Source organism: Thermococcus sp. LS1 (assembly GCF_012027395.1).
Classification (GTDB): domain Archaea; phylum Methanobacteriota_B; class Thermococci; order Thermococcales; family Thermococcaceae; genus Thermococcus.
This window is the reverse complement of sequence record NZ_SNUJ01000001.1, coordinates 215,028-235,329: the sequence shown is the minus strand read 5'-3', so window position 1 is coordinate 235,329 and position 20,302 is coordinate 215,028. Positions and strand designations below refer to the sequence as shown.

The 20,302-nt window shown below is 53.8% G+C and carries 24 protein-coding genes; 14 read left to right on the top strand and 10 right to left on the bottom strand.

The window, feature by feature from the left end:
• Nucleotides 1–12: 12 nt before the first annotated feature.
• The 9 genes from E3E26_RS01310 (at nt 13) to glmM (ending at nt 8,154) form a co-directional block, all read left to right on the top strand.
• Nucleotides 13–798: a BtpA/SgcQ family protein gene (locus E3E26_RS01310; RefSeq protein ID WP_167899571.1), complete on the top strand. Its 786-nt coding sequence runs from the start codon at nt 13–15 to the stop codon at nt 796–798.
• A 122-nt stretch (nt 799–920) separates the two neighbouring features.
• Nucleotides 921–1,052, top strand: coding sequence for a hypothetical protein (locus E3E26_RS11235; protein WP_255453686.1), 132 nt, complete (start codon nt 921–923; stop codon nt 1,050–1,052).
• Nucleotides 1,052–2,446 (top strand): hypothetical protein, encoded by a 1,395-nt coding sequence (locus tag E3E26_RS01305; protein ID WP_167899570.1) that lies wholly within the window; start codon nt 1,052–1,054, stop codon nt 2,444–2,446. Before E3E26_RS11235 ends, E3E26_RS01305 begins: the two co-directional genes overlap by 1 nt.
• Nucleotides 2,443–3,189 carry a hypothetical protein gene (locus E3E26_RS01300; RefSeq protein WP_167899569.1) on the top strand — a complete coding sequence of 249 codons (747 nt, stop codon included), beginning with the start codon at nt 2,443–2,445 and terminating at the stop codon, nt 3,187–3,189. The genes E3E26_RS01305 and E3E26_RS01300 overlap by 4 nt, the downstream gene beginning before the upstream one ends.
• A 13-nt stretch (nt 3,190–3,202) precedes the next feature.
• Nucleotides 3,203–4,897 carry a CGP-CTERM sorting domain-containing protein gene (locus E3E26_RS01295; protein ID WP_167899568.1) on the top strand — a complete coding sequence of 565 codons (1,695 nt, stop codon included), beginning with the start codon at nt 3,203–3,205 and terminating at the stop codon, nt 4,895–4,897.
• Between the two features lie 4 nt (nt 4,898–4,901).
• Nucleotides 4,902–5,285: a hypothetical protein gene (locus E3E26_RS01290; protein ID WP_167899567.1), complete on the top strand. Its 384-nt coding sequence runs from the start codon at nt 4,902–4,904 to the stop codon at nt 5,283–5,285.
• A gap of 33 nt (nt 5,286–5,318) precedes the next feature.
• On the top strand, nt 5,319–6,035 hold the full coding sequence (locus E3E26_RS01285) for a hypothetical protein (RefSeq protein WP_167899566.1): 717 nt from the start codon (nt 5,319–5,321) through the stop codon (nt 6,033–6,035).
• A 260-nt stretch (nt 6,036–6,295) separates the two neighbouring features.
• A complete protein-coding gene (locus E3E26_RS01280) occupies nt 6,296–6,745 on the top strand; it encodes a hypothetical protein (RefSeq protein ID WP_167899565.1) in 450 nt (149 codons plus the stop codon).
• Nucleotides 6,746–6,804: 59 nt separating this feature from the next.
• Nucleotides 6,805–8,154 carry a phosphoglucosamine mutase gene (gene glmM, locus E3E26_RS01275; RefSeq protein WP_167900086.1) on the top strand — a complete coding sequence of 450 codons (1,350 nt, stop codon included), beginning with the start codon at nt 6,805–6,807 and terminating at the stop codon, nt 8,152–8,154.
• 40 nt (nt 8,155–8,194) lie between these two features.
• Here the strand turns inward: glmM and E3E26_RS11345 are convergent, their stop codons facing one another.
• From E3E26_RS11345 to E3E26_RS01255, 4 genes are all read right to left on the bottom strand, one after another.
• Nucleotides 8,195–9,271, bottom strand: a complete 1,077-nt coding sequence (locus E3E26_RS11345) for a DUF835 domain-containing protein (protein WP_167899564.1) — start codon at nt 9,269–9,271, stop codon at nt 8,195–8,197.
• A gap of 208 nt (nt 9,272–9,479) precedes the next feature.
• Nucleotides 9,480–10,058, bottom strand: coding sequence for a hypothetical protein (locus E3E26_RS01265; RefSeq protein WP_167899563.1), 579 nt, complete (start codon nt 10,056–10,058; stop codon nt 9,480–9,482).
• A complete protein-coding gene (locus tag E3E26_RS01260; protein WP_167899562.1) occupies nt 10,055–10,627 on the bottom strand; it encodes an AAA family ATPase in 573 nt (190 codons plus the stop codon). The genes E3E26_RS01265 and E3E26_RS01260 overlap by 4 nt, the downstream gene beginning before the upstream one ends.
• Entirely contained in the window at nt 10,624–11,424 is an 801-nt protein-coding gene (locus E3E26_RS01255; protein ID WP_167899561.1) for a hypothetical protein, read from the bottom strand. Before E3E26_RS01255 ends, E3E26_RS01260 begins: the two co-directional genes overlap by 4 nt.
• A gap of 127 nt (nt 11,425–11,551) precedes the next feature.
• Between E3E26_RS01255 and E3E26_RS01250 the strand changes: the two genes are divergently transcribed.
• Nucleotides 11,552–12,142, top strand: a complete 591-nt coding sequence (locus tag E3E26_RS01250; RefSeq protein WP_167900085.1) for a hypothetical protein — start codon at nt 11,552–11,554, stop codon at nt 12,140–12,142.
• Here E3E26_RS01250 and E3E26_RS01245 read toward each other — a convergent pair.
• Genes E3E26_RS01245 through pyrB form a run of 3 tightly spaced genes read right to left on the bottom strand, consistent with a single transcriptional unit; the run spans nt 12,119 to nt 15,116 of the window.
• Complete coding sequence (locus tag E3E26_RS01245; RefSeq protein WP_240911646.1) at nt 12,119–13,681, bottom strand: D-glucuronyl C5-epimerase family protein; 1,563 nt, start codon at nt 13,679–13,681, stop codon at nt 12,119–12,121. The two genes, E3E26_RS01250 and E3E26_RS01245, sit on opposite strands and share 24 nt — an antisense overlap.
• Nucleotides 13,682–13,725: 44 nt before the next feature.
• The gene (gene pyrI, locus E3E26_RS01240) at nt 13,726–14,181 is read right to left on the bottom strand and encodes an aspartate carbamoyltransferase regulatory subunit (protein WP_167899559.1); all 456 of its coding nucleotides are present in this window, start codon (nt 14,179–14,181) and stop codon (nt 13,726–13,728) included.
• Between the two features lie 2 nt (nt 14,182–14,183).
• Complete coding sequence (pyrB, locus tag E3E26_RS01235) at nt 14,184–15,116, bottom strand: aspartate carbamoyltransferase (protein ID WP_167899558.1); 933 nt, start codon at nt 15,114–15,116, stop codon at nt 14,184–14,186.
• A gap of 119 nt (nt 15,117–15,235) precedes the next feature.
• Here pyrB and E3E26_RS01230 point away from each other — a divergent pair, with 119 nt between their 5' ends.
• Genes E3E26_RS01230 through E3E26_RS01220 form a run of 3 tightly spaced genes read left to right on the top strand, consistent with a single transcriptional unit; the run spans nt 15,236 to nt 16,816 of the window.
• Entirely contained in the window at nt 15,236–16,126 is an 891-nt protein-coding gene (locus E3E26_RS01230; protein WP_167899557.1) for a thiamine-phosphate synthase family protein, read from the top strand.
• A complete protein-coding gene (locus E3E26_RS01225) occupies nt 16,123–16,446 on the top strand; it encodes a VanZ family protein (protein WP_167899556.1) in 324 nt (107 codons plus the stop codon). The genes E3E26_RS01230 and E3E26_RS01225 overlap by 4 nt, the downstream gene beginning before the upstream one ends.
• Entirely contained in the window at nt 16,403–16,816 is a 414-nt protein-coding gene (locus E3E26_RS01220; RefSeq protein ID WP_167899555.1) for a secondary thiamine-phosphate synthase enzyme YjbQ, read from the top strand. The genes E3E26_RS01225 and E3E26_RS01220 overlap by 44 nt, the downstream gene beginning before the upstream one ends.
• A gap of 166 nt (nt 16,817–16,982) precedes the next feature.
• Here the strand turns inward: E3E26_RS01220 and E3E26_RS01215 are convergent, their stop codons facing one another.
• The gene (locus E3E26_RS01215) at nt 16,983–17,252 is read right to left on the bottom strand and encodes a PLDc N-terminal domain-containing protein (protein WP_167900084.1); all 270 of its coding nucleotides are present in this window, start codon (nt 17,250–17,252) and stop codon (nt 16,983–16,985) included.
• A gap of 89 nt (nt 17,253–17,341) precedes the next feature.
• A complete protein-coding gene (locus tag E3E26_RS01210) occupies nt 17,342–18,688 on the bottom strand; it encodes a cyclic 2,3-diphosphoglycerate synthase (RefSeq protein WP_167899554.1) in 1,347 nt (448 codons plus the stop codon).
• A 208-nt stretch (nt 18,689–18,896) separates the two neighbouring features.
• On the opposite strand from E3E26_RS01210, the gene E3E26_RS01205 reads away from it, so the two are divergent.
• Entirely contained in the window at nt 18,897–19,352 is a 456-nt protein-coding gene (locus tag E3E26_RS01205; RefSeq protein ID WP_167899553.1) for an alanyl-tRNA editing protein, read from the top strand.
• A 59-nt stretch (nt 19,353–19,411) separates the two neighbouring features.
• Here E3E26_RS01205 and E3E26_RS01200 read toward each other — a convergent pair whose 3' ends face one another.
• Complete coding sequence (locus E3E26_RS01200) at nt 19,412–20,200, bottom strand: extradiol dioxygenase (protein WP_167899552.1); 789 nt, start codon at nt 20,198–20,200, stop codon at nt 19,412–19,414.
• Nucleotides 20,201–20,302 lie beyond the last annotated feature (102 nt).

Sequence of the window (20,302 nt, the reverse complement as noted above, 5' to 3'; positions counted from 1 at the left end):
TGGTGATATTCCATGGACTTTGAGAAAAAGCTCCTTATCGGGATGGTGCACCTCAAGCCTCTGCCGGGTTCATACCTCTACGATGGTGACTTTGATTCCATCATTGAGCGAGCCATAGCGGACGCGAGAACGATTGAGAAAGCTGGCTTCGACGCAATCATGGTGGAAAACTTCGGGGACGTCCCCTTCCCGAAGTACGTTGACAAAACTACAGTCGCGTCTCTGGCGGTCGTTGCCAGGGCCATACGCGAGGAGGTTTCAATTCCCCTCGGGATAAACGTCCTCAGGAACGACGGAGTTGCGGCCTATTCGATTGCCTACGCCGTAAAGGCAGACTTCATCAGAGTGAACGTCCTGAGCGGAGTAGCCTACACAGACCAGGGAATCATAGAGGGCATAGCCCACGAGCTTGCAAGGCTGAGAAAACTTCTTCCAAGCAAAATCAAGGTCTTCGCGGATGTTCACGTCAAGCACGCCGTCCACTTCGGGGACTTCGAGGACTCCATAAGGGACACCGTCGAGAGGGGCTTAGCCGATGCTGTAGTAATAAGTGGAAGGACAACTGGAAGTCCCGTTGATCTGGAGCGGCTGAGGCTCGCGAAAAAAATCTCTCCAGTTCCAGTCATAGTCGGCTCGGGCACGAGCTATGACAACCTGCCCATGCTTTGGAACTATGCAGATGGCTTCATAGTGGGCACGTGGATAAAGAGATGCGGAAAAGTCAAGAACGAGGTAGATCCCGAAAGGGCCGAGAGACTCGTTAGGCTAGCGAAAGAACTTCGGGAACGGCGCGTCTGACCGCCACAGTTCCGAATCTTTTTTCCCGAAAGGCTTATTACCCAAGAATGCGTAATACGTTAAAAAGCAGACCCTGTCCCGCTTTTCTTTTCCGCGAGATGGGTTTGCTTGGAAGTGAGTATATGCCCTCTGAACCACTCACGGGCTTGAACGTTCTTGGCCCGCTACTCGGGCTTCTCCTGCTTGTTGGGGCAGTTATAGTTTTCATCCTGCTCCTGAGGTGGTTTCTGGGGCTCCTTCGGAGGTTGGTATGATGTCCAAAAAACTAGTCCTTTTTATAGGCGTTATGCTCCTACTGGCCCTGCCGGTTTCCGCGCCCCAGTTCCCGGACAGGTTGCCCTCGATAACGAAGGAAGAAGCGAAGTCCCTCGGTTTAATCCTCTCCTTCAGCAACGGAGGAAGGGGCCCTGAGGGTTCCAACTATGCCATCTTTTACCAGGACTTCCTCTGTCCCAATCACAACCCGGACTACGGCAACTACATTAGGATAGCGGTAACCTACTACACCGACAACGAGGCTGTTGAACAGTTCAGGTGGTTTATCAAGCAGGGCATGAACTCCACCGACAGGGAGGAGGACATCATAGATGAGTGGAGCAATGAGAAGGTGGGTGTAATAATCTCTCACTACGAGTTCAGTGAGGGGGCCGGTTATGCCGAGCTCAAGTTCGTTCAGACGAAGAGGTACTTCGACGGTCAGGAAACAATATGGGTTTGGGACAGATACGCGGCCCTCGTTGGCGACCATTACTGGGTAACCGCGGAGGCATCCTACATCAAGGGAACGACCGCCTGCGACCTTGAGGGGTCACTTCCGGTTCTCATGAACCTATATCTCAGTAGGATACCCAACAGCACGGTGAGGGTCCCGGTGAACACCTCCGTTGATGTCTCCGGAGGCCCAGAAGGCTTCTCTGGAACGGATTTGAGCCCGAACGCGGTTAAGAGGATGAGGGAGACCAACGAGGGACTCAAGGGACTCGGTGAAAAATGGGGCGGTTTCGTCGTCATCAAAACGCCGAGGGGAGAGGTCGTCAGGGTAATCAATTCAAACCCGGATTACTCGGGTGGTAGCTCGGCCTTGGGCTGGAAGGCCAAGTACTACGGCAACAAAGCCCTCGATGCCTTCATCGACCAGGTTGCCAACTACCTCCCCAAGCCGCTGGGCCTCTTCAAGGACTACTTCAAGGCCGACAAGGACATCAACGTCTTCTCCGACAGCGAGGCCGTGAAGAAGACAGCCACGGACCTGCACGTAGACGGCAGGAGCGCGTCGCTCTACAACGACATGTCGGATATAGAGAACCGCGAGAAGGCGATGTCGCCCTACAAAAACGCCATACCTTCGAGCATCGAGACGAAGCCGATAGAGGTGGTTCTCAACTCGATGGGCGTGGCAATAAAGAAGACCCTGGCCCAGGACTACAGGTGGGAGTTTGAAACGACGGCGAAGGTTGCCATTCGCTACAAGAAGGCCGGTATGAAGTACAGCGACATCATCAGGAACACGATTGACGAAATGAGGGACACCACGATGGGAATGCACAGGGTCAACATGATGAACAGGAACTCCAAGGGCGACTTCAAGGACCAGGAGGCGAGGATACGCTTCTACATAAACAAGCTCTACGAGGAGGGGATAATATGAAGGGGAAGCTGCTCCTCCTTCTCCTCCTTATAGGCGGCTACATCTACTTCAGCGGGAGCTTCCGGGTTCCCGACAATCTAAACCCCGAACAGGTCATAGACACCGCCAAGAACGTGACGAATAACCTTGGAGAGGCCTCCAGCGCCACAGAAACCCCGTCCTCCGGTGGAACCGGGACTTCAAGCACTGAGATGGCCATTGAGAACGTCACCGTACTCAACTCTGACAACGGGACGGTCGTTCGCTTTAGGGCACCCGCCATTGACGGGAACCTCCTGGATACAGCCTACGCCCTCGCGAAGAGGACCTACGAGGCCAACGGCTCCGGAGATATTCGAGTCGAGGCCTACTTCGGGGATGAGCCTGTGTTGGCTCTAACGGTTAAAAACGGGGACTTTGATAACCCCCTCTTTGAGGACATTCGCCGTCCGGAGTTCAGGATTGAGAACGACCTGGGCCTCTTCGACGTGATTGTTCAGGACGTTAAAGTCACAAACGACACTGCAAGCGTCTCTCTTGAGTACCTGGCTGACGGGGACTCCTTCTGGAGGGACTACGCCAAGATGAGCCTCGCCATTCTGGAGGATGCCCCCTGGGTAAGTAGGGTGGAGATAATCTACTTCGGGGAAAGGAACGTCAGCGTTTCTGTTTCCAGCGATGACCTGCTGAAGGCCCTCTCCGGGGAACTCTCACCCGAGGAGTTCGCGAACTCGATAAGCGTTGTTGAAATCGGAAAACCATAAGGGAGTGTGGAAAATGAAAAAATCCGGCATCTTTATTGCATTTTTCGTTGTTCTGGGACTTTTCCTGCCCCTTGCAAGCCCCTCCAGCGCATGGGAGGTCATCTACGGCGTCCAGCGGGATAAAACGATGTTCGATAGTCCCTACAACCCCGTGGCATTCGTCCCGGGGAACGCAGGGGACTACTACCTCCTCGGAAGCCACGGGGCTGGACTGGCTGTTCTGATACACCTCTCGCCGATGGGAGAGGTCCTCTGGGCTAAGAACTTCAGCCTCAGCCCGAAACTCCCCCTCAACCTCCCCTATGGTCAGTATCAGATCGTATCCGACATCGCCGTTGGGGAGGACGGTATCTACGCTGTCCTGAGGACGAACGGCGTCCTCAACGTCTCAGCACCGGATGACTGGATTAAGGGAGACCCGCTTTTCACGCTGGTCAAGTTCGACTTCTCAGGAAATCCCGTCTGGGTGAGGGCCTTCAAGAACTCCGCAGGTGGCTACGCGGGGATCAGGGTTCAACCTACAGGCGATGGGGCCATTGTTGTGGCTCCCATCTACGCGCACATGCATCATAAAAACCCGGACGATCCATATGATTGGGAAGGCATAGCCTCGGCCCTCGACATAGGGGCGATAAAGTTCGACTCCTCCGGAAACCTGGAGTGGATCCACATCTACGGCAGGGAGAGCATCCACGAGTACGTGAACGCAGTGGGCTTCGACGGGAGTGAAGTTGCCATAGCATTCTCTTCCTCCCTCGGCGGTCCGGACTTCGGCATCTTGGGCATAGACCCTGAAACTGGAGAACTTGAATGGGTCAGGGAGTACAGGCAGGCTATAGACGGCGGTGAGCTCTGGAAGATGGGCGGTTTCAACAGCCTCTCCGGAGGAAGGCCGATGCTTTACAGCGTTCCCGACGGATGGCTCTACACCAACGGCCTGCCGGGAAAATACGACGGCGGTGCTTCGATCTGGGTGAAGCTCGATAAGCAGGGCAACATCCTTTGGAGCGGCTTCTGGAACACAACCCTCTACCAGGGAGAATCTCCCGCCGGCTTTGCTCTTGCCGATGACGGGAACTACGTTTTCTTCGACCCGCTCGTTAAGATGTCGCCTTCCGGAGACGTTCTCGAGGTTTACTACGACGTTCAGCCTCACAGCTGGTATATATCCCGCGCCGGAAACGGCTTCACTATCTTCCTCCCCCCTGACCGGCTCCTGAAACTGGACTCCGACATGGGCTTTGCGGGCTGTGACGTCCACCACGTCGAGAAGGGCGGGGAGCTGACCGCGTGGGTTCCGAACTTCGTGGATCTGGGAAAGGGCGACGTGGAGTTCGTGAAGGTGCCCCTCTATGCCGAGGCCAGCTTTGAGGGGGCCTTTGAGTTCGACGACCTCCCGACATGGGAGTGGTATAAGATTGCCCCGGTGGAGGTATGGGTTCACGATCACCCGAGCGAGTACTTCCACCTTAAAGAAGCCTGCAACCAGACGGGTTCATCTGAGGGAGGGATAGAGACCTCGACCAGCCCCGCTACATCGTCCCACTCGCCAACGGCCACATCCGAAGGTTCAGGCTTCACAAGCCCATCCAGCGACTCCAGCAGCGAGGGAACAGGCACGGACGGGGGAGTTTCGGTAGACGTGACCTGCGGGCCCGGGATAATGGCCCTGCTCGCACTGCTGGTTGCAATAACCCGGAGGAGGTGATGAAATGGGACTGATCAAAAAGCTGATCGTTGGCTTCTTCCTGCTCATAGTCATAGGCATAGTCGCGGTCTTCGGCATGCAGTACTACTACCTCAGCACCTACGACAAGGTTCCGGTCGAGGTCAAAACGGAAACTGTGAGCGGCGATGTCTTTTACCTCTCGCACGTCCTCGATCCTGGGAAGTACTACATCAACGCGAGCAGCGAGGGAACCGTTGAGAAGATAACCATCCTGGACCAGGACGGCAACGTCCTGACCGAGTCGGAAACGAACAGCATGATTTACGGCTCGAACAAGCCCTTCCAGGTCAGGGTGGACTACAAGAGCCCCCTGAACGTGGATTCCTATAAAGTCAGCGTTGGAATTTACGTGCTGGAAAAGAAGTGAGCCCTTTCTTTTTTTCACGCAAAAGCTGGAGGAATGGGAATGGGAAGGTTTGTCTTTGCCCTGCTCGCGGTGGCCCTTCTGGTCATCGCCGCTGGCTGTGAAAACCCGGACACGAACGTGAAAACAGAGAAGACCCTTACGATAAACGAGGTAACTGTGCACTACTCCGGCGATGTTTCGCTCTCGCAGGCCAAGGCGCTCATCGACTTCGTTGGAGAGACCTTCCAGATAACCGGGGAAACGAACGTCTACCTGAGCAAGAGCGGGGACGCTTACACCGTCGAGGTGACCACTCCTTACACCAGCCCGGACCAGATAGACGATGCCACGAGGTTCTACGTGGAGATGATGGCCTCGAAGATGTCGCAGGACGTATTCGGGGGTGCTAAATCGACCCTGAAGCTCGTGACGGACGAGGGAAGCGAGCTCTTCTCCGCGGAGAGCAGGTACTCCTACGTGAACTCCGGCACCATATACGTCTGGTACGCCGGCATTGGTGAGGATAAGGCGAAGGCCGTCCTTGACTACGCCGTCTCGCTCGTCGGCGAGGGGCCGTGGGACATAATCCTCGAGGGGAGCAACCCCTACAACGTGAAGACCGTGAGCTCCTTCGAGAGCAGAGAGGAGATAGGCGACGCCGAAAACACTTACAGACAGATGGCGTCCGACCTGTCCCAGAAACTCGGTGGAAACGTGGTTATCCACGTGCTGAACCCTGAGGGGAAGGAGATAGCGGCCTTCAGCAGCTGAACCCCTTTGGGTTTCGAAGGCCAAGGCAGATGTGCGAAGAATTTCGAAATCTTTTGGATTTTCACTTTTGGGTTTGATTTTTGAAAAGTTTCACAAGGCCGGCTTTAAGACATATCCGGGGGTACTTTGCAGAAATCCCTAGTCTAGAACATGCCCTCATCGTATATACGCCTGTTGGGCGGTGGGTATATAAGTGATGACGCCTTAGGCCATTTAGGAGGACGATTCTTTCGCCCTTTCTGAGTCTGGAGATGATCTGTATGGAGAAGGTACTTTACGTCGTGCCCAACGTTTCCTACAAGAAGGGATTCATGAGCTCGGCTGCGGTCAACCTCGTGATAACGAACGAGAGGGTCATAGTGGCCCACATCACAAAGGAAACAATCGCAAAGGGGAAGGAGAAGGCCAGCGGCATCCCCGGCTACCTGGCCGGCGTCACCTCCGGCTACAGCGGGAGGTACTACGAGATGGAGCCGAGCGAGATACTGGAAGAGTCCGGGGAGAACTTCGTCGTCCTGATGGCCGACATCAAGGAGGTCAAGCTCAAAACTGGGGACTATGACAGTGGGAAGATGGACGAGCTGGAGATAAAGGGGCGCAAGAGCCTCAAGTTCAAGGCCGGCCCCGGGTCGATGAACATGAAGAAGATCAAGGAGGCCTTCAAAGTGGCCGGCGTCAAGGTGAAGGGCGTCGGCTTCTTCAGCATCTGAGCGGAAAAATTATATTCCTCGCGTCCCTATACCCCCCATAATTCTCACGGGTGGTGCTCATGGGGAAGTACTTTGGAACCAGCGGTATCAGGGAGGTCGTCAACGAGAGGCTCACTCCGGAGCTTGCTCTGAATGTCGGAAGGGCTCTAGGGACTTATCTCGGCGGTGGAACAGTTGTAGTGGGCAAGGACACGAGGACGAGCGGCGAGATGCTCAAAAAGGCAGTGATAAGCGGTCTTCTGAGCGCGGGTGTTGATGTTATCGATATAGGCCTTGCCCCCACCCCGCTGACGGGCTTCGCAATAAAGCTCTACGGTGCCGATGCTGGAGTTACAATCACTGCATCACACAATCCGCCGGAGTACAACGGCATAAAGGTGTGGCAGGCCAACGGCATGGCCTACACACCCGAGATGGAGGCGGAACTTGAGGCGATAATTGATTCCGGGAGTTTCAGGAAAGTCTCCTGGAACGAGATTGGAACCTTGAGGAGGGCCGACCCGAAAGGAGAATACATCAAAGCGGCCCTTGAGATGGTTGAGCTTGAGGGAAGCTACACTGTCGTCCTCGATTCTGGCAACGGCGCCGGCTCAATCCTCAGCCCCTACCTCCAGCGCGAGCTTGGGAACAAAGTTATCAGCCTTAACTCCCACCCGAGCGGCTTCTTCGTGAGGGAGCTTGAACCGAACGCGAAGAGCTTAGCCATGCTCGCTAAAACTGTTAAGGCTATGAAAGCCGACGTTGGAATCGCCCACGACGGTGACGCGGATAGAATAGGCGTTGTTGATGACCAGGGCAACTTCGTGGAGTATGAGGTTATGCTGAGCCTCATTTCAGGATACACCCTCCGGAAATTCGGGAAGGGTAAGGTAGTTACAACCGTCGATGCCGGCTTTGCCCTGGACGACTACATCAAGCCCCTTGGTGGTGAGGTTCTGAGGACGCGCGTCGGTGACGTTGCGGTAGCCGATGAGCTTGCCAAACACGGCGGAATCTTCGGCGGCGAGCCGAGCGGAACCTGGATCATTCCCCAGTGGAACCTGACGCCGGACGGAATCTTCGCGGGGGCACTCGTTCTGGAGATGATCGACAGGCTCGGCCCGATAAGCGAGCTCGCCAAGGAAGTCCCGCGCTACGTGACGCTCAGGGCCAAGATCCCGTGTCCCAACGGAAAGAAGGCAAAGGCCATGGAGATAATTGCCCACGAGGCTCTGAAGTCCTTCGACTACGAGCGGCTCATAGACATCGACGGCGTCAGGATTGAGAACGGTGACTGGTGGATTCTCTTTAGACCGAGCGGAACGGAGCCGATAATGAGGATAACCCTCGAGGCGCATACGGAAGAAAAGGCCAGGGCATTGATGGAGAAGGCGGAGCGGTTGGTTAAGGAGGCCATAGAAAAGGCCTGACTATAAACTCAAGCCCTGTCCCTTCAGGGCGGGCAGGAGGTCAGTAAATTACCCTTTTCATCACCCTCAACTCCCTCTCGCTCCATGCTTCCTGGGTGATGGGGATTAGTACGGTTCCTCCGTAAACCTTAGAGATGTCAATCAGCCTGCTCAGGAACTTTACAACGGTCTGAAAGTCGCTGTACTCCTTCAGGTACTCCACACACTCTACAACAACTATCCCTCTTTCTCCGGACTGTCCCATAGCGTGAAAGTGCCTTTTGGAGAGCTCGAGCATCTTGGGCAGGTTCGTTGGGGATATCGTGTTCTCTCCTTTTAGCGTTGTAATGAAGTAGACCTCCCACTTGGAGGAGCTCATCCATTCTATGTCCCTGGTGAAGAGCAGTAGCTGTTTCTGCTTTAGGGTTCTCATTAGCTGCTTGTACTGTTCGCCGTCAGGTATGAGACCTCCGTGTGGGGATTCGTTATCCTTCTTTCTGGGACTTCTACGGAAGCTTCCTTCCTCTCCAAGGCGCTTCATATAGTAAATCCCGAACAGCACGAGGATCAGCATGAGAATGAGGCCTATTACGTTCGCCATCATCACGTCACGGTGAAATGGATAACTGAGCTTGTAGATTCCAAGCAGCACTATCACTATGCTGAGCCTCTTGGCCTTTTCGGCGTAGATAGTTCTTATCCCGTAGATGAAGAGACCGGAAATGAAGATAAAGAAGCCAGAGACTGCGTAGGGGATCACCGTGGACGTGTAGTCGAACTCAATTCCGGCCCATCTGCCGTGAATCGCCCAGTATGTGGCTATTACGAGAGGGGTGAACGAGAGGAGAGATATCGTTGTGTATCTTGGGAGCAGGCCTTCTTCCTCCACCAGGTTCAGGATTGCGTAAGTGAAGATGGACGCGAAGGCTGCCTCAAAGATTACCATGGCGACCCAGTTCCCCTGGACGTCATAAAAAGTCTCCACTAGAGCCAGGATGGCGCTCACGGAGAGGAAGAGCACCGAGCGGCGATTGGTTTTCCGGTAAATACGGAAGAAAGCCCCCGCCGCACCCAGTATGACAGCGGCACTCACACCAAAGAGTGCCATCTCAGCACTGGATACCACTTTGCCACACACATCCCTATGTTTGTCCCGATTTTACTTGTTAAAAGTCTAGTTATCTTAGGCTGACGTTTTATGAATGCCTGGCTACTTTAGTCTTTTAAGCTTTTCCCAACCCTCGCGAAGGCCGTCAGGAAAGCTATCGGGAAGCGTAACCGATGAGAAATATCATCATGGGTATAAGGAGATCGAATACGGCGTGGGTGTGCCGTATCATAAGTGCTCAAGTTTCGACGAGGAGAGATTTAAGCCTTTTCAGGCTTCCTTCAATGTCCTCCTTATCGAACTCAACGTAAACCGCATCGGGGAACCTCGCCTTCAGAACCTCGAAGAGTATCCCCTCCCTCGGGATGAGCTTAAATTTCTGCCCCTCAACGAGCTCCTTCGAGCGCTTCAGCCTCTCCTCCTTGCTCAAGTAGAAGAACTCCTGGACAGCCTTGTAGGGATAGCTCTCCGGGTTACTCGAGCTCGTGTGGAAGACGCCGCACGTTGGAGAACCCTTGACCCCAAGAAAAACCACTTTCTCGGGTCTCTCCTCAGTCAGAACCCGGCCTACGAAGTCGGCTATCGTTTTTGCCTTCTCTACCATCCCGAGATGCATGTAAGCTTCCCTGCTCATGGGCGGTCTTGGCCAGCCTATCAGCTCGTATTCGGGGCATGGGTAGGCCAGAACCTGCCACTCATCGCCAAGCTGAGCGAAAAGCTTTCTCAGCTCCTCCGCCGTCTTGTACTCCTTCTCCCTCGGGCCCCTGTAGACGTAAAACGGGCTGAGCAAACAGGGGGCAATGATGAGAAGCTTCATCCAACCACCTCTTTAATGATCTTCTCAACCCTTCGACGGAGCTCCTCCAGAGTTCCCTCGTTCACTACCACATAGTCTGCCATGTTCTTCAGCTTTGAAGTCTGGTACAGCTCCTCTTCGGCGTCGTCCATCCTCTTAAAGTCCTCGAAGCTTTTGATGCTCTTATCTTTTCCTGCCTTCCTCCTTACCAGTCTTTCGAACCTTATCTCAGGCTTTGCCTCGACGTAGATGACCTTTCCCCCAAAGCGCTTTATCGCCTCGATTTCTTCCCTGGAGCGGACGCCATCTATGATTATATTCTTGCAGTGCCTCTTCTTGTCTATGGCGAGCCTGATGAGTATATCGCCGCCGTATTTGTCTTTAAGATACTTGCCGAACTCTATCAGCTTCTCTCTTGTGGGCTCGGCCTTCTCAGGCAGCTCCGGAATCCACGAGTAGTCCTTGACGTTGTGGGTGAGCAGGTCTATCAGCGGGTCACTGCAGCTGACTCTACAGAAACCCCTCTCCTCAAAGAACTTCGCCACCGTTGTCTTCCCGGCCGCTATCTTGCCAACCACACCGACTATCATCGCCGCCACATCCTCCAGATTAAGTTAGCACCGTCCGTTGATTCCATCAGGCCCTCATAGGTCAGGCCTATTACAAAATCCACGAGAGCCTTTTTATCGTACACCACGGGCTTCTCGAAGCCAAACAGGTACTTCAGCTCGAAGAAGCCTATGTGCAGGAAGCGGAAGGGATTAAGGAGTGCTATTCCGTCCTTAAACTTCAGATCAAAGGGAAAATCGGCCAGAACAAGCTTTGCTTTTCTCTCCTTCGCGAGGTTCAGGAGCTTTTCCTCGTCCGGGAAGAGAACTTCCATCGGTTCGCCCCCAATTGGCTCGTATTTCATCTTCGGGAACGCGTAGCGTATTCCGACGGCCTCGTATGGGGGGTTGAGCCTCTCTGCGAAGCCGAGCAAAGCCTTTGCGTTGAAGCTGAGGAAAACGAGCGTTTTTAGATCTCCTTCAACTTCGGGCCACTTTCTCGGCGGGAAGTTTAGCTCGGCCTCGATTATTGGCAGGAGAAACTGGAGAACAGTCCCTTTGACGAGCTCAGCGTTTTTCCTCAGCTTCCTCCGTTTTATCTCGAGGTCAAGATTTGAGTAAACGGTTACCTGCCTGATGCCGAGCCTTTCCTTCAGCTTTCCGATGACGAAGCTGTTGCCTATGACGACGCTCTTGTCGGTTCTATCGTGGGCTATAATGAAAAGCTTGTCTCCTTCGGGGTCGTAGCGAACTTCATCTATCCTGAATGGGCTGTCGGGAAATCCATTTTCTAACCTGATTTCTCTCACGAGCTTGGTTATCTCTTCAACGCCTATCATCGAACCACCTTTTAGCGTCCCTATTTTGGCCGGCCGGTTTTTAAGGATTCTTTTAGAGGCTGTCCTCACGAATGTTCCATTTTAGGAACAAAAATTTATAAATTATGGAACAAACTTCGGGCTGGTGATGAAGGTGAGAGCGAGAGAAATAGCGGTAATCGGAATGATGCTCGGTCTTTCGCTGATGCTTGAGGTCATGCCAATAGAGATGCCCACCATATGGGGCATGAAGATAGACCTCGTTGCGGTCCCGATAGTTATGGTCTACCTCCTCACGGGTTTCACCGGGGGGCTGATAGCGCTTTTCCTGCTCTTCGTTGGGCTGAGCATAATTTCCCCGTCAAGCTGGCTCGGAGCCAGCATGAAGGCCACCGCGACCCTGGCAGTTCTAATCGGCCTTGAAATAGCGAAGAGAACAACGCGCTTTGACATCGAGAATGCTTCCACGAACAGAATTGTCCTCTTCGCCATCGTTGGCTTTCTCGCCGGAATAGCCATCAGAATACCCCTCATGGTGGCCCTCAACTACTACTACGCCCTCCCCATATGGCTCGGCGTCCCGAGGGAGGCAGTGATAAGCACCGTTGAGAAGTGGACGGGTGTTCCCTTCTGGATTGCGATAGGGCTTCCAAACGCGGTACAGAGCGCCATTGACGTTTTCGTTGGTCTGGCGGCAACGCTGCCCGTGTTGAGGTCACTTCCCCATCTCCTTGAGTAGCCGGGGAATGTTCTCTAGCTCTAGTCCTCTTTCTTTTAGATATTCGTCCCACTTCTCCGCGTACTCCAGGAAGGTCTCGTCGCCTGTTTTCATGTAGAGCCAGACGAGGAGCTTTATGTGCAGCCTGTGGTAGAACTCGCTCGAGGAGTCGTAGATGCTCGCGTACCTGCTCCAGTCCCCGGTGTCAAAATCAGGCAGGGCTTTTTTGACGCTCATTGCACCCTCCCAGAAGAGATTGTAAGCCCTCTCGTCGCCGGTGACTTTCCAGTAGTGGTACAGCCCCTGGAGAGCTATTATATGGCCGTTCAGAACGAGTTGTTCCGGGTAGTAGTTGTACTCCAAGTACCAGGGGCCATATTTCGTCTGGACAACGAAGCCGTTCTGACTGAGCGGGAGGTCGAATGAGTTCAGGAAGAGCTTTGCGGTTTCGAGATAAGTTTCGTTTTCAGTGAGGTTGTATGCCAGTGCGTAAAGCCCTGCTGCCATGCCCTGGGCGTAGCCTGAAACCCATGGAATGCTCGCGTTCTGGAAGTGGAAATAGATGTGGAAGACAGCGTATTCGGTGCCGCTGTACCTTCCGTAGGTGGCGAACGGAAGAAGCTCGTCCAGGATTTCGAGCATGGCCTCGTAATCGCCTCTCTCGTAGTATATCTCCGCCCAATGGAGGGCCGAAACCGGATATAGGTTGAAGCCCCTCGCGGTGTAGTAGATGAACGGCAGCCTGCTACACATCGGGCCGTCAGCGACTTTGAGTGCCCCGTAATACGGGGAGTCATTGAAGAAAACAAGGATCATGTCTTTCCTTCCTGGCTCGCTCCAGTGGGAGTAGTAATAATCAGTGGCCCTGAGGCCCAGAACTAGAGTCCTGACTGCGGGCCCATCGACGTTGCCCAGCTTGGCCATCAGGCCAAGTGTTTTGATATGGTAGCTTAAATCCCTGTATGCCTGGAGGTAGCTCAGGTTCCCAGTTTCCTTCCATAAGTTAAGGTACTTCTCCCTCAGCTCTTTGTTGACCGTGAGCTCGCTGGGAAAGCCTGCCCGCGCGAGGGTATCCCCTACAGCTGTGGAATCCTCGAGAAATATGGTGGTCGGCACGTCCCGGCCGATGACACCGCTGAGCTTTTCGTCGAGCCTCATAACAAAGATGCCCGGCTCGTGAACGGGCTCCAGCGTTATCAGGTAGGTCTTTCCGGCCTCTGTGCTTACGGTTACTTTTCCACTGACATCAAATTCGACGCCGTTCCAGTTGATTGCCCATCCTTTAATCTTGAACACAACCCTTCCGGGCGCTCCAGTGTATGCCAGCATTGGAACGTTGGTCTCGTTTATCTTTGCATCACCGATCTCGATATTAAAAAGGGCCATCTCAAAGGCGGCGTTTTCGTTTTCGATCATTGCGTATATCCTAATATCTCCCTCGTTTTTTGTGCTCTGGGTTCCGGTGGAGTCCGTCTCCGCTGGGCTCCCCCTGTAAACGAATCCGGCTATGCTCACGATGAGAATGAACGCAACTACTAACGCCGCAACGTTTCTTTTCATACCACTCACAATTAAAAAATAGGGGCGGGGATTATAAGCCTTTCTCAGAGGTTGCTCAGAATCTCGTCCTCCTCCATCGTCCTCTCGCAGTAGTGGCAGCGCACCTTTAGCGGCCTCTTCGAGACGACATAGAACCTCGAAACGACGTGCTCGTGGTTGCTCACGCAGTTGGGGTTGGCACAGCGGAGGATTCCCACTATTTCGTCCGGAATCTCCACGTTGAACTTCTCCGCCACCTTGTAGTCCCTTACGATGTTAACCGTGGCGGTCGGCGCGATGAGCGATATCTTGTTGACTTCCTCCTCGCTCAGGAACTTGCCCTCGATTTTGACGATGTCCTTCTTGCCGAGCTTCTTGCTGTGGACGTTTGAGGCAAGGAGCAAAACTCCCCCGTTGGGCCTGTTTAGGCTGAGTATCTCGATGACCTTGAGGCCCTTCCCGGCCGGAATGTGGTCTATGACAGTTCCTTCCTTAATCGCGGTGACCTTGAGCTCGGCCATCTTTATCCCTCCAGAACTCCAAGAGTGAGTCCGAGCAAAGCCATTCTAACCGGAACGCCCGAGAAGACCTGGCGGAAGTAGAGGGCGTGGGGTGTCCTGTCAACCTCTGGATGTATCTCGTCGACCCTTGGGAGCGGGTGCATTATCTTGAGGCTCTCCTTTGCGTTCTTCAGAACGGCGCAGTTCACCTGGTAGCTTCCCTTGACCTTGAGGTACTCCTGTTCGTCGGGGAAGCGCTCCCTCTGGATCCTCGTCACGTATAGGACGTCCAGCTCGGGAACCGTTCCCTCCAGATCTGTCGTCTCGTGGACCTTAACGCCCTTCTCGCGTAGCTCCTCGACTATATGCTTGGGCATCCTGAGGAGTTCCGGTGAGATGAGGTAAAGCTCGACATCGTAGAAAGCTAAAGCTTCCGCCAGACTGTGCACCGTTCTTCCGTACTTCAAATCACCGAGAAGGCCTACTCTGAGGCCGTCTATCTTCCCGAAGGCGCGCTTTATGGTGTAAAGGTCGAGAAGAGTCTGCGTTGGGTGCTGGTTGCTTCCATCGCCGGCATTGATGACGGGGATTTCAGCCACTTCGGCGGCGAGTCTTGCCGCGCCCTCCATCGGGTGGCGTATAACTATTACGTCGCTGTACTGCTCGACCGTTTTTATGGTGTCAGCTAAACTCTCCCCCTTCTTCACGCTTGTGCTGGCCGCGGAGGAGAATCCTATCACAGAGCCTCCGAGGCGATGCATCGCGCTCTCGAAGCTCAGCCTCGTCCTCGTCGATGGCTCGAAGAAGAGCGTGGCTAAAATCTTGCCCCTCGCGTACTCAAGATGGCCTTTCTCGTTGAGCTCCTCCTCAAGCCTTTCAGCAATCTTCAAAACAAACTCGATGTCTTCCTTGGAGAAATCCCTAACGCTTATCACGTCGCGTCCTTTCCATTCCATAAGTGCCCTTCTGATGTAAAAATCGATGGGTTTTTAAACATTTTTTGACATAAATTTGTTGACAGTAATGCTTTAAACCCTGGTTCGAATTTTCAATAACCGGGTTTTAGGGTGATGTTATGAGGACGCCAAGCCTCTATATTGCCGAGGAACTCATGCCATTCCTCAGGGCCAAGATAGCTGAAAGCCTGTACAAAAGCGGCATGAAGCAGGTCCAGATTGCCGAGTACCTCGGTATAACCCAGGCAATGGTGAGCAAGTATCTTGCCGGTAAGTACAAAGTTCCGCCAAAGAAAGTCGCGGACGAGCTTGAAAAGCTGGCCTCAGAAGTGTCAAAGCTCATACTCTTCGGGGGAAGCAGAGAAGACGCCATAGTTCTCACTTCCCGCAGGTTCTTCGAGCTCTTCCAGAATGGCTTTCTGTGCAGGTTCTATGCTGAGTATGCTGGAGTAAGTGAGGAATCCTGCCGCTCGCTCTTCTCGGCCCAGCCCTCTAGGGGAGAAATCCTTGAAATGCTCAATCTGGCCCTCAACGAATTGCTTAGAGATGAGACGTTCCCCTCGCTGATTCCTGAGGTTAGGAGCAACTTCGCCTATGCTCTTCCCAACCCAAGAGGCTCAGAGGACGTTGCTGCTATCCCGGGTAGGATAACCTCCGTCAAAGGGAAGGCCTTCGCACTGCCCCCAGAGTTCGGTGCAAGCAGCTTTACAGCCGGGATACTCGTTGAACTTGGGAAAATACGACCTGAAATCAGGAGCGTCCTGAACATAAGGTACGGTGAGGATGTGGAGAATGCCCTCAAAAAGGCTGGCTTTAAGGTCGCAAGGGTTAAAACCGGTGGACTGAGTGAGGATGAGGCTGTTAAGAGGATCGCGGCGGTTTTCAAGGATGGAGTCTACGAGGCCGTCATCGACGAGGGTGGCTTCGGCGTCGAGCCCGTCGTTTACTTCTTCGGGAAGGACCCCGTCGAGGTCGTAGAGAAGCTCAAAAGGCTGGTGGAACTCCTTTGAGGCGGAAACTCCTTGCTTTTTACATACTTCTGCTCCTCTTCCTCAATCTAACCCCTAGGATTCCTTCCGCTCCGGTTGAGAACGGCGACAAGCTCGCACACTTTGCTGAGTTCCTAATTCTAGGTTTTCTGGGCTGGCCCCTCTGGTGCTACCTCATTCCCCTGCCCTTTCTCCTTGAGTTTCTCCAGCTATTCGTCCCGGGCAGGACTTTCTCGCCCTACGACATGGCCGCAAACCTAATAGGCTTTGCCCTTGGAGTTCTCTTTGGGTGGTGGTATGAAGGTCGTTACGAAGGAGCTCCACTTCTCAACGAAGGGTGAGATTGATCTCATTGACATAACTCATGATGTCGAGAGAATTGTCGAGGAGTCAGGAATAAAGAACGGCCAGGTTCTTGTCTTTGTTCCGGGTGCAACTGGGGCAATAGTGACGATAGAGCACGAGTCGGGTCTCTTGGAGGACTTCAAGCGAGCTTTGAGGGAGCTGGTACCCAAAGGTAAAGACTACCTCCATGACAGAATCGACGACAACGCCCACTCCCACCTGAGGGCAACCCTGCTCGGCGCGAGCGAGTGCTTCCCCGTCGTTGACGGCAGGCTCCTCAGGGGGACGTGGCAGCAGATATTTTTCGTTGAGCTCGATGTGAGGCCAAGGAGGAGAAGGGTGGTAGTTCAGGTCTTGGGTGAATGATTTATAACTGCTGGGAACTCCCGCTTTTCAACCATTTATAAACCTTGAGAAGAACTGTTTTCACAATTTATAAAGGGGGTAATAACCCGCCCAAGTTCATTGACTCCGCCTTCGGCGGTGCTCCCCGGGCAGGGATAGTTGGGTGTCATGCCTAAAAGGCTTCCGGTCAGTAAACCGGGATGTCATCGTTGGATTTGGGGCTTTCCTTCCTCGGCTCCTCGTACTTGTGGCTGGACTTAACGATAACGTAGTAGATTATCGCGCCTATTATTCCGAGGAAGAGCGCTACAATGATCCATACCACCTTCTCAACGTCGGGCATGCGTTTCTGGTTAACCAGCACGTCGTAGATCACCCACACAATCGCGACAAGGCCTAAAATGCCCAAAATCCATCCAAATCCCCATAGGGCAAAAAATATTCCTGATCCTATCATGGCATTCACCAAAGATTGAGTGGATCTCTTTTTATAAAAAGATTACTTTTGGCTGATAGTATGGAAAAGAAAACGGGAGATTAAGAAGCTCACTTCTTGAGCTTCTCGCACTTCTCGACGAACTCCTTGAGGATGTCCTTGAGCTTCGGCTCGCCGATCTCCTCGAGCTCGTACCTGACGCGGACGGCCGGCTTGTTGAGCTTCATGACGCGCCTGAGGTCGATCGGGGTTCCTATGATGATCACATCGGCGTCTGCCCTGTTGATGGTTTCCTCGAGCTCCTTAATCTGCTTCTTGCCGTAGCCCATGGCCGGGAGGATGACGTCGAGGTGCGGGTACTTCTTGTAGGTCTCGATGATTGAGCCGACGGCGTAGGGCCTCGGGTCGATTATTTCCTTAGCTCCGTACTTCTTGGCGGCGATGTAGCCGGCACCATACTTCATGCCGCCGTGGGTGAGGGTCGGACCGTCCTCGACGACGAGAACGCGCTTGCCCTTAATGAGCTCGGGCTTGTCGACGTAGAGCGGTGAGGCGCCGTCGATGACGATGGCGTTCGGGTTAACCTTCTCGATGCTCTCCCTGACCTTCTGGATGTCGTCCCTGTTGGCGGTGTCTATCTTGTTGATGATTATGACATCAGCAGCCCTGAAGTTGGTCTCACCTGGGTGATACTTGAGCTCGTGGCCGGGCCTGTGCGGATCGGTAACGACTATCCAGAGGTCCGGCTCGTAGAACGGGAAGTCGTTGTTTCCGCCGTCCCAGAGGATTATGTCAGCCTCCTTCTCGGCCTCACGGAGGATCTTCTCGTAGTCAACTCCAGCGTAAACGATCATGCCCCTGTCGATGTAGGGCTCGTACTCTTCCCTCTCCTCGATGGTGCACTCGTGCTTGTCGAGGTCCTCGTAGCTGGCGAAGCGCTGGACGATCTGCTTTCTGAGGTCGCCGTAGGGCATTGGGTGTCTTATGGCGACGACCTTGTAGCCCATCTCCTGGAGGAGCTGGGCGACCTTTCTCGAGGTCTGGCTCTTTCCACAGCCAGTTCTGACGGCGGTAACCGCTATAACCGGCTTGCTGGACTTGAGCATGGTGCTCTTTGGACCGAGGAGCCAGAAGTCAGCGCCAGCGGAGTGAGCGCGAGAGGCGAGGTGCATGACGTGTTCGTGGGAGACGTCTGAGTAGGCGAAGACAACGATATCAATGTTGTGCTCCTTGATTATCTTCTCAAGGTCGTCCTCGCTCCATATCGGTATTCCGTTCGGGTAGAGCTCGCCGGCAAGCTCGGGTGGGTAGAGTCTGCCCTCTATGTCAGGAATCTGGGTTGCGGTGAATGCAACGACCTCGTACTCGGGGTTGTCCCTGAAGAAGACGTTGAAGTTGTGGAAGTCCCTTCCGGCGGCACCGAGAATCAGCACCCTCTTTCTCTTCTTTTCGGCCATGTTGACCACCTCAAAAGTTTTTAATTTGGCACTAATGTCTTGTTTTTGGCATTTATAACGGTTTTTGTTTAACGGTGCAACTCCTTAGCGGGGATTATTCGATGGAAGCATTAATGGGCTGAAGAACCTTCAAGCTCGGCTGAATAATCCCTGTTCCAGTTTACCCGTAGCTTTAATAAACATACATTTCAACCTATTAAGGTGCCTTATGGAGCCAGTTGAGGTTAGAACTCACACTGCCCTCCACGTGGTCAAGGGTGCGGTTGTTAAGGTTCTCGGCGAGGGCGCTAAGTGGACGGCGAGCGTTTATGTCGGTGGAAACCGCGGAAGGTTAACCGTCAAGTTCGACAAGAAACCAACTCCCGAGGAAGTAGCAGAGATTGAGCGCCTCGCCAACGAGAAGGTAAAAGAGAACGCCCCGGTTCAGGTTTACGAGCTGCCCAGGGATGAGGCCGAGGAGCGCTTCGGCGAGGACATGTACGACCTCTTCCCGATTCCGCCGGAGGTTAAGACTCTGAAGGTTGTCGTCATCGAGGACTGGAATGTCAACGCGTGCAAGGAGGGGCACACGGCAACGACTGGCGAAATAGGGAGGATAAAGATAAGGAAGGTTCGCTTTAGGAAGAGCAAGGAGCTTTTGGAGATAAGCTTTGATGTGCTCTGAGTCTGTGTACTGCTACTTCCCAGAGTATATAAAGGGCTGTGTATTTGAAATGCACAAACTCAGGGTCTCACGTAGAGCGCCGCTCCCATACCGAAGTAGCTCGGGCAGGCGTAGGCGGTGCCTTTGAGCTCCATTGGAACCTTTCTCAGCGCGCCGAGCATTATCAACAGCTGCCAGTAGCTGTCGGGCAGGGCCTTTCTTATGAGCTCCTCATCGATGTTCAGAAGCTCTTCCAGTCTGTCCTCGCGAATGAGCCCCATAACGAGCTCGTCGTACTCCTTCGATTCGGGGGCGTAGCCGTAGGGGCCGTTTGGATCGTGAGCGTGGCCATGGTCGGCGCTGATTATAAGGGCGACCTTCCTCTCGTAGTCTTCGAGAACCCCAGCAAGAACCTCTCCAAAGCGGACGAGGGTCTCCCTCGGCACTTTCCTCGCCGGCGTTACGAGGACGAGCGGCCTCTTTTCGAGGAAGTGGAGGGGTATCAGTTCTCCCCACGTAAGCGGGAAGCGGGAATACTCGCCGCTCAGGGCAGCAAAGTTGATGTCAACCACCGGAATGCCCTCGGCTTTAGCCTTCTCGTAAATCCTTCCCGCCAACTCGCGGTCGGTCTCGTATTCCCCTGGAAGCTCAACGCCTGCAAAGCCGAGCCACGAAACGAGGTGTTCGGCCATTATGACGCCGAGATGGCTGCTCATCCTGACGTTGTGCGGACTGACCAGAACGTAAGCTTCCGCTCCAGAGAATGTCCTCCCGATTTCCTTCAGCGTCTCGGTGAGCCTTTTCGTCTTTTCATCCTTCGGGTCAAGAACGTCGTTGCCGTGGGGCATCATGGCGACTCCGCTGAGCATGTTATCACCCGTTCAGATTCTGCTTCGCGAACTTATACGTCTTACCCCTTCCACCAGTCATGGAATGGCCAGAGTTGAGCAAAAGTTTATAAACATTTACAT